At 63.9% G+C, this 11,786-nt stretch carries 13 protein-coding genes; 4 read left to right on the top strand and 9 right to left on the bottom strand.

From position 1 onward, the window contains the following. Positions 1–674: 674 nt before the first annotated feature. A complete protein-coding gene (locus VGN72_05455) occupies positions 675–1,085 on the bottom strand; it encodes a hypothetical protein (GenBank protein ID HEV7298792.1) in 411 nt (136 codons plus the stop codon). A 76-nt stretch (positions 1,086–1,161) separates the two neighbouring features. On the opposite strand from VGN72_05455, the gene VGN72_05460 reads away from it, so the two are divergent. Further along, on the top strand, positions 1,162–1,782 hold the full coding sequence (locus VGN72_05460) for a hypothetical protein (protein ID HEV7298793.1): 621 nt from the start codon (positions 1,162–1,164) through the stop codon (positions 1,780–1,782). Positions 1,783–2,040: 258 nt separating this feature from the next. Here the strand turns inward: VGN72_05460 and VGN72_05465 are convergent, their stop codons facing one another. Beyond that, complete coding sequence (locus VGN72_05465) at positions 2,041–2,961, bottom strand: metallophosphoesterase (GenBank protein HEV7298794.1); 921 nt, start codon at positions 2,959–2,961, stop codon at positions 2,041–2,043. 211 nt (positions 2,962–3,172) lie between these two features. Next, positions 3,173–4,120, bottom strand: a complete 948-nt coding sequence (locus tag VGN72_05470) for a diacylglycerol kinase family protein (GenBank protein HEV7298795.1) — start codon at positions 4,118–4,120, stop codon at positions 3,173–3,175. 224 nt (positions 4,121–4,344) lie between these two features. On the opposite strand from VGN72_05470, the gene VGN72_05475 reads away from it, so the two are divergent. The 3 genes from VGN72_05475 to VGN72_05485 all read left to right on the top strand — a co-directional run bounded on the left by VGN72_05475 (position 4,345) and on the right by VGN72_05485 (position 6,707). After that, positions 4,345–4,887, top strand: coding sequence for a fasciclin domain-containing protein (locus tag VGN72_05475; protein HEV7298796.1), 543 nt, complete (start codon positions 4,345–4,347; stop codon positions 4,885–4,887). 334 nt (positions 4,888–5,221) lie between these two features. Beyond that, positions 5,222–5,791 (top strand): sigma-70 family RNA polymerase sigma factor, encoded by a 570-nt coding sequence (locus VGN72_05480; protein ID HEV7298797.1) that lies wholly within the window; start codon positions 5,222–5,224, stop codon positions 5,789–5,791. Positions 5,792–5,816: 25 nt separating this feature from the next. Next, positions 5,817–6,707, top strand: a complete 891-nt coding sequence (locus tag VGN72_05485; GenBank protein ID HEV7298798.1) for an anti-sigma factor — start codon at positions 5,817–5,819, stop codon at positions 6,705–6,707. A gap of 147 nt (positions 6,708–6,854) precedes the next feature. Here VGN72_05485 and VGN72_05490 read toward each other — a convergent pair whose 3' ends face one another. The 6 genes from VGN72_05490 to VGN72_05515 all read right to left on the bottom strand — a co-directional run bounded on the left by VGN72_05490 (position 6,855) and on the right by VGN72_05515 (position 11,183). Further along, positions 6,855–7,118, bottom strand: a complete 264-nt coding sequence (locus tag VGN72_05490; protein HEV7298799.1) for a heavy metal-associated domain-containing protein — start codon at positions 7,116–7,118, stop codon at positions 6,855–6,857. 231 nt (positions 7,119–7,349) lie between these two features. Next, entirely contained in the window at positions 7,350–8,081 is a 732-nt protein-coding gene (locus VGN72_05495; GenBank protein ID HEV7298800.1) for a hypothetical protein, read from the bottom strand. Then, on the bottom strand, positions 8,078–8,566 hold the full coding sequence (gene ribH / locus VGN72_05500; GenBank protein HEV7298801.1) for a 6,7-dimethyl-8-ribityllumazine synthase: 489 nt from the start codon (positions 8,564–8,566) through the stop codon (positions 8,078–8,080). The genes VGN72_05495 and ribH overlap by 4 nt, the downstream gene beginning before the upstream one ends. 183 nt (positions 8,567–8,749) lie before the next feature. Beyond that, positions 8,750–9,808 (bottom strand): acyl-CoA desaturase, encoded by a 1,059-nt coding sequence (locus tag VGN72_05505; protein ID HEV7298802.1) that lies wholly within the window; start codon positions 9,806–9,808, stop codon positions 8,750–8,752. 249 nt (positions 9,809–10,057) lie between these two features. Further along, entirely contained in the window at positions 10,058–10,636 is a 579-nt protein-coding gene (locus VGN72_05510) for a hypothetical protein (protein ID HEV7298803.1), read from the bottom strand. Positions 10,637–10,778: 142 nt separating this feature from the next. Next, a complete protein-coding gene (locus VGN72_05515) occupies positions 10,779–11,183 on the bottom strand; it encodes an RNA-binding protein (protein ID HEV7298804.1) in 405 nt (134 codons plus the stop codon). Between the last annotated feature and the right edge of the window lie 603 nt (positions 11,184–11,786).

Raw genomic sequence — 11,786 nt, forward strand, 5'->3', positions numbered from 1 at the left:
CTCCCGCGTACTCGCCCCTGAGGGCTAGGGAGGGGGCCTTCTTGGCGACTCCGAACGGGTAGACCCCCACCCTAGCCCTCCCCCGGCGCAGGCGGGAGAGGGGACCAGACCGCAGGCGTGCGTCAAGTATGTGAATGCCCATTCCTGCCTGTCTCTCCCCCCGTATTTCGTCCTGCTGATCAGAAAGACGTTGACGCGAAGGTCGCGAAGGTGAGGACGCGAAGAATCGCGAAGGGCGTTGCGCCATATCCACATCAAACGCGCAGCGCGAGCGTAGAAATGGATAGCGTGCTCTTTGACAATTGAATGATCACATGCGGGACCGGGCCAAGCGCTTCCCCATTCACCCGATGGTGCAAAATGGTGCACAATGGTGCATGTTTTCGGATCTTGACTTGCCCAGACCGCCGCGGTCGACCAGTTTGCCCTTCGCGTCCGCCTTCACGACCTTCGCGCCTTCGCGTCTCTGCTCCGCTCCGTTGCGCAAGGCAGACGGGATGCAGTTCGAAGGTAGGGGCAGGCCTCCGTGCCTGCCCGCTTTAGCCACATGACGAAGAGGGCAGGCACGGAGGCCTGCCCCTACGAAGCAATGGCAAACTACACCAGTTCCCAGGAGACGGGGGGAGAGACAGGCAGGAAAGCCCGTACTACACAAGAGGATCACGACTGACGGTTTACGCCGCCTTTGGAACGAACTCGCGCAGCGGTGTCGGCACCCGGCGTAACCCGCGCCGCACGGCCTTGTCGACGGCGTACTGCATGCTGGCGTTGAAGCGCTTCATCACCTTTTCGTCCGGCTCGACGCCCAGCTTGCGCATCGTGTGGATCGCCCACAGCCAGACGTGGTACTCCTCTTCGCACTGCTGCTTGTACTTGTCGAAGCCGATCGCGTGATGGCCGACCTCGTGCAGGAAGATGCTCAGGCTGATCGGGGTCTTGGGCACCGGCGACTCGATCCAGTTGATCACCCGACCGTCGTGGTAGTACACCCGCCAGGCGCAGCCGCTCATGCTGCTGCGCCAGCGGCGGACGCGCAGGTCGTACCTGGTCTTCATCTGCTCCACGATCAAGTCGAACTTCGCCATGGGTTTACCTTCTATCGGCCAACCTGCATGCAAATTTGTAGCCAACGATAAACCACCCGTACAATCGGCCCTGCCAATGCTGCCAGAAGGGTCTCAGTTCTCGATTGTAGTCCTGCTCACGCTCGTCGTGATCGCGCTGACGTCGCTGGGCGTGTTCTTCGTGCTCGTTCACCGGTGGACGCACGGCAAGCGCCGCTACGCGTTGCGTGAGTGGGCCAGGCGGCACGATTTCCACGCCGTCGAAGGCACGTTTCCCGCCATTGTGAACCCGGTGATCGCGACGGCGCCGCAGGGCAGCGAGCAGTTCTCCAATGGCCGGTCGACCGTTCTGCGCCTCTACACCGACAACGCCGCGTGGCACGTGCTGGTGCGACGGATGGAAACCCCTTGGCCCACCACCGGTGTGCGGCCGGTCGCCAATACGACCAGCGTGCTCGACCTGTACTCGCTCGCCAGTTTCCCCTCGCTGACGACCGGCGAGCGTTTCATCGTCTACGGCACCGACTCCGCCGCGGCGCGATCGCTGGCATCGTCGTCGCTGCGTGCCCTGTTGCCCCCCGACATCGGCGTGCTGCTGGCCGGCCAGGACATGATGGTCGACTTCACCGCCCGCCCGTTCGACGAGATCGAGTTCGACCGCATGATCGCGCTCGCCGACCAACTGGTCGCCCACCTGCCGGCGGTGGTGAAGAAATAGAGTCGGACCGGAAGAAGAGGTTGAACCACAGAGGACACCAGAGAGCACAGAGGCAGGCACGGAGTGGAAACGGCCAAGCGCTTTTGAATCGCCTTGATCGTCATCCTGGGGTACTCCGAAGGATCTCTCAGCACCCGCGGAATCGAAGAGATCCTTCGGGGTACCTCAGGATGACGAGCCAGGTAGACTTAGAATCTCCGATTGGGATTTTGGGGTTTGGTCATTTGTTTGGCATTGGGGCTTGGGATTTTGCTTTCCCTACTGCGCCTCGGTCACCACCGCGTCTTTCGGTTGGCTGCCCGTATCGCCGTCCTTGTTCGCGGGCACGGGGGGCACGGCGACCTCGGCGGCGTCCTGCAGGGTCCAGGCGCCGGCGAGCTTGCGAAACTCGCGGACGGCGCTGGTGATGAACGCGCTGCCGTTCCAGGCGCGAACGTCGATCGACAGGTAATCCTTGTCGACCTTAATACGGTTGTACGCGTTGGGCTCGTCGCGGCGGCGCGTGCTGGTGGCGGTGCCGGCTTGTACCGAGATGATCGCGCGCTTCACCGCCTCGTGATGGCCGCGCACGTCGGCGCTGTAGCCGCGATGCAGGTGCCCGGCCAGCAGCAAATCGACGCCGGCCCGCTCCATCGTCGCCAGCGCTTGCCGCGAGCGATGGACGATGCCCTTGCGCTCGTCGCCCGGCGGTGGGATGAACGGGTGGTGCGTGACCACGATCTTGAACTGATCGTCCGGCGCATCCTTGGCGGCCACGCGTACGTCGACCAGCTGTTCCTCGGAAATGCCGCCGTCCTTCCAGAAGCCCTTCCACGACCACGTGAACTGCCGCGCGGTGTTGATGCCGATGACGAGCAGTTCGTCGTCGCGATAGACGGGCCGCACGTCCTTGGCGATGTATCGCCGATACCGGCCCAGCGGTGAGACTATACGCCGCAGGAACAGCAGGTCCCACAGTGGGATATCGTGGTTCCCCGGCACCACCAGCTGCGGACGCGGCAGCCGTTTCATGTACTCCGCGGCCGCTTCAAATTGGCCGACCCGGGCGCGCTGCGTGAAGTCGCCGGAGCAGATCACCAGCGACGGGTTGGCCGCGTGCAGTTCATCGACGAGCGCCTCGGCGACCGGTTCATCCAGCCGGCCGAAGTGGAGATCGGAAATGTGGGCTATCGTTCGCATGGAATTCGTCGTCGGGTCGCCCTCTCCAGTGGGAAAGGATCCAACCGCTCAACATGTCATCCCGAGGGGAGCGGTAGCGACCCGAGGGATCCCGGCATTCGGGCGGTTCTCGTTACTTCGAGATCCCTCAGGTCGCTACCGCTCCCATTCGGGATGACAATCCGGCTTTTCCCATCCCTATACGTACGGGAGAGACACAACTGCCGCCACCTCACGTCGTCGTCGTCGTCGCGACCACGTTCATCTCAAACCGAGCCGCCTGCTCGCGCGGTACGAGGACCTTCAATGCCCCCTGCCGTACTCTGTACATCAACGGCGACGTGCAGTCGATGACCTCGCCGTCGATCGACACGCGCACGGTCCGGCCGCGCGTGGCGACCTGCAACTCGGGCGAGACGATCACCTCGAAGTTGGCGGTCGGTTCGAGTTTGCCGACGCTGGCCTTGGCCATCAGCCAGAGCATGCCCGTCCGCCCGCGCGGTTTGGCGACGTACGTGTTCAGCACCCGACGGTCGGGGTACGACGCGGCCTGCACGCCGAAGACTTCCATCTGATGCGCGTTATTGCAGACGATCACGCTCGGCGTTGCCCGCCGCAGGCGAACGCCTTTGACGGTCAGCGTGACGCGGATGATCGGGAACCGCATCATCGCGCGCGTGAACGCCACGCCCATGGCCGTCCACTTGCCGCGGTCGAGCGCGCTGCGTTGGGCGTCGCGATGGCGGACGACGCGCGGGTGCAGACCGACGCCCGAGAAATTCAGGAACAGGTTGTCGTTCACCAGCCCGATCGGCAGGTCGATCGTGACACCGTCGGCCAGCAGCGCGATTGCCTCGGCCAGATCGAGCGGGATGCCCATGTCCTTGGCGAAGTGATTGTGCGTGCCCAGCGGCAGCGGCGCGAACGTAGCACCGGTGTCCAGCAATCCACTGGCGACGGCGTTCAGCGTGCCATCACCGCCCGCGGCGGCGATGACGTCGTACCGCTTCCGCCGGGCGGCGTCGCGCGCGGTGGCGGCCAGTTGGTCGCCCTCGACGCTCTTCAGTTCCGCATCGATGCCGTGCTGCGACAGCGCGGCCTGCAGCTGGTCGTTCACGGTCGTACCACCCGATCGCAGGATCGTGCCGGCGGCGCCGTTTAACAGGATCATCCATTTCATCGCGAACATCCCGTCGTTACGCGGCGCGTCGGCATCAGGGGCGGCGTCGCTGCGACCGAGAACATACCCGCCCCGCACAGAATCGCCTGCGCCCCGAATGTTTCGCTCATCCGCCCGGCGAGTTCGTCCGTATCCCACCGCACTCTTGGGCCAGCAGGATCGGCCTGCCGGCCACCCCGGATAAACCCTCGCCAGCTCTACTGGCGAACAGTGAAGGAGCCCCCATGAAGATCACCCGTTTTGCCATTGTGTCGGCCTGTGCCCTGAGCCTCGGCGCCGCTGCGCTCACCGTGTCGCTGGCCCCGTCGAACGTGTTCGCGCAGGACATGATGCAGCCGACCGAGACGAAGAAGGACATCATCGAGACCGCGACCGGTCCCGGCATGCAGGAGGTGACGACGGTCGTCGCCGCCATCAAGGCCGCCGACCTCGTCGAGACGCTAAAGGGCAAGGGCCCGTTCACCGTCTTCGCCCCCACGAACGCCGCCTTCGAGAAGCTGCCTGCGGGCACGGTCGAGAGCCTGCTGAAGCCCGAGAACAAGGAAAAGCTCAAGAGCATCCTGCTGTACCACGTGCATGCCGGCGCGGGCGTTATGGCCAAGGACGTGAAGACCATGAGCCTCTCCACCGCCCAGGGCGGCACGCTGGACGTGAAGGCCGAGGACGGCAACGTCATGATCAACGACGCGAAGGTCATCAAGACCGACGTGGTCGCCAGCAACGGCGTCATCCACTGGATCGACACCGTGCTGATGCCGAAGGAATAGCGGTTTCGGACGCCTCTCCCGCAGCTGCGGGAGAGGCTGGGCGAGGGTGAGTAGCAACTACCCGCGCGCGGCGGCAGAAAATCTGCCCACGAATTGGCACGAAGATACACGAATAAAACGAGCGTTCGCATTCGTGTTTCTTCGGGCCAATTCGTGGGCGATCCGCCGGTTCGAAATCACCTTCAAGAAGGCCTCTCCCGGAGGACCGGTAGAGGGACCGGAACTCATCCCGCCTTTGCTCCTTCAAATTCCCGGTCGCCCCGCCTATGATGCCAAGCCCGACCGTTCGGCCGGGACGGTGTGAACACGTGACCTCGCGGCGGAGAGCGGCGCATTGGCCGAGACCTTAGGCAATCAAGACGACCTCGCCTTGATGAACGGCATCGCCAACGGTGACCGTGAAGCCCTGTCGCGCCTGTACGATCGGTACAACCGGCTGGTCTTCACGCTCTGCCTGCGCGTCGTAAAGGATCGAGGCGAGGCCGAGGATCTGCTGATCGAGGTGTTTCAGGAAGTCTGGGAGCGGTCGGGCCGCTACGACGCGTCGCGCGGGAGCCCGCTGACCTACCTGTCGACCTTGACGCGCAGCCGGGCGATCGACCGGTTGCGCTCGCGTGGCCGGGCCGTCCGGCAGACGTCGACGCTGGCCAACGTCAGCGACCCACCGGCCAACAGCAATGACGCCAACCCGGGCAACGTCGCCGTGCTGACCGAACAGCGGTCGCGGGTAAGCGCTGCGCTGGCCAAGCTGGAACCGCCGTACCGCGAGATGGTCGAGCTTTCGTTTTACGATGGGCTGTCGCACAGTGAAATAGCGTCGAAGATGAACCGACCATTGGGGACGGTGAAGACGTACATCCGGCAGGGCCTCATCCGTTTGCGTGACGCGTTACGTACTGAATAAATAGTGAACCGACGATAGTGATCCAGTGACGACCGAAGACCGTGACAACCTCCTGCTGTACGCCGCCGGTGCCTTAGAGGCCGACGAGGCAGAGCAGCTGCGCCAGCGCCTGGCCGCGGGATCGCCGCAGGACCTTGGCGCGCTCGCCGAGGCCGAGGCGGTGCTGGCGATGTTGCCGTTGGCGCTCGACGAGCAAACACCGTCGACCGGCGCGAAGGATCGGTTGATGAGCAACCTGCCCGCGCAGGCGATGTCGATCCGCCCGGACACGGCCAATGCAGCTACGGCGGTATCACCGATGGCGGCAGCGTCGCAACCGGCATCGTGGGAAGGGCGCCAGCGCGGTTGGATGGCGCTGGCGGCATCGCTGTTGATCTTCGCCGTCTCGCTGGCCCTCATGTTCGCCGCCCGGCGGGAGTCGGCCCAGAAGGACCAACTGGTGCAGACGTGGTCGGACGAGCTGGCCCAGGCCCGTTCGGAGCTGGCCGCCCAGACACTTCAGTCGCAGGTCGCCCAAGCCGAGCTTACCAAGGCCCGCGAGCTGCTTGCGGTCGCGCAGTCCGCCAACCTGCAGCTGGTTGGCCTGGCTGCTCCCAACGGCGGTCAGCCCGCCTCGCCCGCCCGCGGGCGCATCTGGTGGGACAAGGAACAGAACCAGTGGCTGATCACGGTGTCGAACCTGATGCCGCCCGCCGGTGGCCGCGAGTACGAGCTGTGGTTCATCACTGCGGATGAACGGAAGATCCCGTCGAAGGTGTTCAACACCGACGCGTCGGGCAACGCGGTGGTCGTGGTTGATCTGCCGGCCGATCTGAACCTGCCGGAACTGGCCTTGGCCGCCATCACCGACGAGCCCGCAGGCGGGTCGCCGGTGCCGACGGGGTCGATTCATCTGGTGGGTAAGATCGAGCAGTGAGCCTTCTTCTCCACCGTGGCATAAGCGTCTCGCGAATGCCACGGTTCAAGACCAACGCTCTACAGGAAATCAAACGGCCCGGTTGCTTGAAGCAACCGGGCCGTGTTCTGTTGTGGGATGAATCGCGGGAGCGTTCGCGGAAAGACACTACGTCTGAGCCGTATCCGCGCTACGTTGCGAGACGCCGGTGGCGCTGTAGCCGGCGTCGTCGACGCCTTGCATGAGCTGCTTCACCGACACAGAGCCGCGGTCGTAGAGCACCGAGGCTTGTCCGCTGGCGAAGTCGACTTCGACCTCGTGCACGCCGGGGTATTCGCCCAGCGCGCGGACGATGGCCTGCTCGCACTTACGGCAGTGCATGCCTTCGATCCGAATGATCGCCAATTGATCACGGCCTACATCGCTGGACATACGACCTCCACGCCAATCATAGGGTAGACGGTTGTCGGAAATCCTGCAATGCATTGATTGAAATTGACGCGAGCGGCACAGGGGGCGCCGCGGTAGATCCCCGAAACACGCCACCTAGGGTGTCGTTTACCCCCGTTTAGCCGCGAGCTTGCTCGCGAGGATTTTCACGTCGATCACGGGCAAGCCCGCGGCTAAACGGGGATTACGAAGCTGCGCGCTGTACGATTGTCGTTAGACCGCGGTGGTGTTCGTTAATAGCAGTGCCTGCAACGGGTCAGCACCGCGCAGCAGGTCGGGCAAGCCGGATCGCCAAGGCACCATCTGCCCGGTTTCCGGACAGAACAGTGCCAGCACTTTCACGTCGGTCATCAACTCGACCAGCACCGGGCCGAGGGTGGCGTAAACCTGCTCGCGCGATAGTTCGGCGGGTGATTCGACCCAGTCGACCGCCCGCCATGCCTGGTGATTCAGGATCGCGATGGCCAATTCCTTTACCGGGGCAGCGGCGGCCTCGTTCTCGCGATCCTTTACGTACGGCGTGGGCAGGTTCACGATCGCCATGCGATGGTCGCCATGCTGCAACTCGTACGTCTGGTCGGGTGCCAACACGAGGTGATTCGGATTCTTCGGAGACGAATCAAGCGTCTGGCCTAAGGCGCGCGATAGCCGTTTACGCAGGTCTTCCGCGTCCAACGGTGTCGGTCGCTCCAGCAGCGCTACGAGCGACAACAACGGCTTGGCCGCCGGCGCTGGCAATTGCGGCTTAACGGGCTCGCCGTAGATCGGCACCGCGCTGTGCCGGCCGTGCAGTTCCCAGACGAGGGCGATCGTGATGCCGATCAGGTAGACGTGAACCCAGATCACGCTGGACCACTTGAATCCGTGGACGACCAGGTCCGCGACCCGCAGCACGAGGTACATCGCCATCACGGCCATCACGACGAAGTTCAGCGTCCGCTTCACGCCTGTCCTCGCGCGATGTCCGCCGCCAGCGCCACCATCTCGGCGGCGGCCTCGGCGGCGCGTTCACCGGCGTGGCCGTGGCTGCCACCGATTCGGTCCAGCGCCTGTTGTTCCGTGTTCGTCGTCAGCACGCCGAAGATGACCGGCAGCCCCTGCTCGACCGCGACCTTTTGAATGCCGCTCGCCGCCTCACCAGCGACGTAGTCGAAGTGCGGCGTGTCGCCGCGTACCACCGCACCCAAACAGACGATGGCGGCGTAACGGTTCGTCTTCGCCAGCAGCTTCGCCGCCACGGGCAGTTCGAACGCGCCCGGCACGCGATGCAGGGATAACCGGTCCTCGTCCACCCCCATCTGCCCAAACCGCCGCACGCAACCGGCCACCAGTTCGTCGACGATGTACGCGTTGAACCGCGCCGCCACAATGGCGAACTTCGCCCCAGGGGGCAGGGCGGCGGGAGTAAACTCAGGAACGTGGGTACTCATGCGGGCCAATGGTAGTGAGGGAGCGGGAAAAAGCCCAAACACGCAAGGTCAAAATCCCCAAGTCCCAATGCCACACAAATGACCAGGCACCAATGACCAACAAAAGAAAAAGGGCTGACCATTTTGCTGGTCAGCCCTTCTGTATCACTAAGAATTCGGAAGAACGCGCGTCTCGTTACAACGTTAGTTCGTCGTCGTCGTCGCGCTCGACTGCCCGGCATTGGCGAGCTTGCTCTGCAGGCGGGCTTGCGTCGGGATCTTGATGTCCCAAGCCAGGCCGACCATCGACATCGCGCGGATGATGATGTAGCTGATGTCGAACTCCCACCAACGCAGCCCATGGCGGGCGCTGGTCGGGAAGGCGTGGTGGTTGTTGTGCCAGCCTTCGCCCATCGCCAGCAGGCCGAACAGGAAGTTGTTGCGGCTATGGTCGGCGCTGCGGAACGGGCGCGTGCCCCAGATGTGGCAAACGCTGTTCACGCTCCAGGTGACGTGGTGGACGAGGAAGATGCGGGCCAGGCCGCCCCAGATGAAGCCGAGCAACGCGCCCTTCCACGACATCGTCAACAATCCACCGATGACGGCGGGGATGATCAGGCCAAGCACGACCCAGAGAATCCACAGCTTGCTGAGCACCTGCAGCATGCGGTCGCCGGAGAGGTCAGGCACGTAGCGGTAGAGGTTCTTCGGGTCGCCGCTGAACACCCAACCGACGTGGGCATGCCAGAAGCCCTGCAGCACGCCCTTCACGCCCTCACCATGCTCGTGCGGCGAGTGCGGGTCGCCGGGCTTGTCGCTGTGCTGATGGTGACAGCGGTGCATCGCGACCCACTTGAGCACGGGGCCTTCCAGCGCCATCGCGCCGGCGATCGCGAAGAAGGCCTGTACGAAGCGGGGCGTCTGGAACGAGCGGTGCGTGAAGTAGCGGTGATAGCCGACCGTGATACCGATGGCCGTGATGATGTACATGCCCATCAGCAGCCCGCCGTGCAGCAGGTCGAACCCGCGGCCCCAGAGGAAGACGATGGCGGCGACGAACCCGGCGAACGGCACGATGACCGCCGACAGCGCCGCGATACGCGTGCCGAGCGAGACGGGCAGGTGCGCGTGTTCGTCCTCATCGTGGTGATCGTGATCGTCCACGTGATCGGGCTGGGTGCTGGCGGCAACGACGGCGGCGACCTCGGGATCGACCGGGGCGCCATTGCTCATGAAATCGGTTGGAATGGATTGACTCGACATACGTCCTTCCTATCGGAACAACACCGGTTCCATCTTCGAACCGGTCTCGTACACACGGCCCTCGCGCAGGTGCCGCCATCCTTGGCTGGTAAACGCGGCCCGATCGTTCGCGAACGTCGCACGTGGCGACACGCCGGGCGTTTCGACGTAGTACCGGCATCGATAGCCGGCGCAGACGTCAATTTATAGATCGCACGCAAGGTGCGTTCCAGTTCAATTTAATTGAACGGATAAGTTGGGTTCGGTCGCCTAGCCGGCCGCGGGCGTGGCCCATTGGCTGGCAGCGAGCGAGCAGAGTTCCTCGGCGGTATCCACCCGAGGGCCGGTGGCTTCCGATCCATCCAACGCGATGCGGATGGCCTTGCGGTTCCAACCGATCATGTGCTTGATGTACGCCGGAGGGTCGGGCGTGTTCTGCGTATCGATGGCATGCACCGGTAAATTTCCACCCGGCGACCGAACGATCGTGTACCGATCTTCATCGGGCTTCAGGATCTTGGCTTTTACCGCGTCTTGAAGCACGTCGGTCAGGTAGAGGTAGACTAAGCCGTTGCCGGCGTCTTCCAAGGCAAAGACCTGCATGCGGTACTTGCCATCGGGCCGGTAGAACAGCACCACGTTCGGACCGGCCGACTGGAACGGCAGCGGCACGAGCAGGCTGAGCTTCGTCAGCAGGCGACGCCACAGCTCGGCGCGGCCCTTGGCGGCGTCGGCGTCGCAGACGGCCAAGTGCTTTTCGATGTTATAGCGATCACGGGCTGCGGCGCGGGCCACGAACTGTTCGAGTTCGGTCGCGTCGTCGGAAAGGGGAGTCGATTTCGTTCGCATCAAGCTAATCCGCCAGTTGGCCCCATCCCACCCTCGGCGACCCGCGGTGGGTCGCTCGCATCATCCCTCGTTCACACGGTAGCGAAGCGGGAAAGACGAAGGGGCCGCTGTTCGCAGCCCCTTCGTCGGTTGCAATTCAATCTTAGTACCGGCTGCGGCCCCCACCGCCACCGCCACCACCACCCTTGCCACCACGGTCACCGAAGCTGCCACGGCGCGGCCCACCGCCACCGCCACCACCCCCGTAACCGCCACCACCACCACCGCCGTATCCACCGCCACCACCACGGGGGCGCTCTTCACGGGGCTTGGCTTCGTTGACGGTTAAGGCGCGACCGTCGACCTCCTGGCCGTTGAACGCTGCGATCGCGGCTTGCGCCTCTTCGTCGCTGCCCATCTGCACGAACCCGAATCCCTTGCTGCGGCCGGTCTCGCGGTCCGAGATGATCTCGGCCGACTGCACCGTGCCGTGCGGGCTGAACATCTGTTCGAGATCCGAACCGGTCGTCGTGTACGGCAGGTTGCCGACGTATAACTTGCTGCCCATGCTTGCTCCTGTTGGGCGTGATGCGCCCCCAATCCTCTTTCGGGACGCCGGTGAAAGGGGTCGTGACTGACCCTTGGTAGGCAAAGCGACTGAGCCGCGACGGACACCGGCAACACTGCCCGGGATCCATTGAGAAATGACTCGTTCGTTCAAACTTACCGCTTACTATCGTAGTCTCCCAGCCACCATAAAGCCATCCGGAAATGCGCCGTTCGGGGCGGTATAGGTTTTCGCATCGCAACATTACACCAGACGCGCAGCGTCAACACTGGGGCTATGGGCATGCGTGACGCGTGGCACGGCACGCATGACGGAGCGTGCGGCATGCATGACGGAAGGCTCGGCATGCATGACGGAGGCGCCGTCACGCATGACGGAAGCGCCGTCATGCATGACGGAAGCGCCGTCATGCATGACGGGAGCGCCGTCATCTCGGTTATCCGGACGCGCCGTAGTGCCCAACTGCGTTGGCGAGCGAATAACGCGGTTCGGACGTTGCGGACGACCACAGCTACCAAATTACCGTGGCATGGGCGTCTCGCCCATGCATGCCGTAGGGCCGGAAAACCGGATTCCGTTCAGCGGCTGGATCGGCGCAACAGC

Source organism: Tepidisphaeraceae bacterium (assembly GCA_035998445.1).
Taxonomy (GTDB): domain Bacteria; phylum Planctomycetota; class Phycisphaerae; order Tepidisphaerales; family Tepidisphaeraceae; genus DASYHQ01.

Bases quoted from the DNA above. Each gene is read 5' to 3' on its own strand.
- ribH (HEV7298801.1), bottom strand. From the start codon at position 8,566: ATGAGTACCCACGTTCCTGAGTTTACTCCCGCCGCCCTGCCCCCTGGG.
- VGN72_05465 (HEV7298794.1), bottom strand. From the start codon at position 2,961: ATGCGAACGATAGCCCACATTTCCGATCTCCACTTCGGCCGGCTGGAT.
- VGN72_05455 (HEV7298792.1), bottom strand. From the start codon at position 1,085: ATGGCGAAGTTCGACTTGATCGTGGAGCAGATGAAGACCAGGTACGAC.
- VGN72_05460 (HEV7298793.1), top strand. From the start codon at position 1,162: ATGCTGCCAGAAGGGTCTCAGTTCTCGATTGTAGTCCTGCTCACGCTC.
- VGN72_05475 (HEV7298796.1), top strand. From the start codon at position 4,345: ATGAAGATCACCCGTTTTGCCATTGTGTCGGCCTGTGCCCTGAGCCTC.
- VGN72_05505 (HEV7298802.1), bottom strand. From the start codon at position 9,808: ATGTCGAGTCAATCCATTCCAACCGATTTCATGAGCAATGGCGCCCCG.
- VGN72_05510 (HEV7298803.1), bottom strand. From the start codon at position 10,636: ATGCGAACGAAATCGACTCCCCTTTCCGACGACGCGACCGAACTCGAA.
- VGN72_05515 (HEV7298804.1), bottom strand. From the start codon at position 11,183: ATGGGCAGCAAGTTATACGTCGGCAACCTGCCGTACACGACGACCGGT.
- VGN72_05470 (HEV7298795.1), bottom strand. From the start codon at position 4,120: ATGAAATGGATGATCCTGTTAAACGGCGCCGCCGGCACGATCCTGCGA.
- VGN72_05490 (HEV7298799.1), bottom strand. From the start codon at position 7,118: ATGTCCAGCGATGTAGGCCGTGATCAATTGGCGATCATTCGGATCGAA.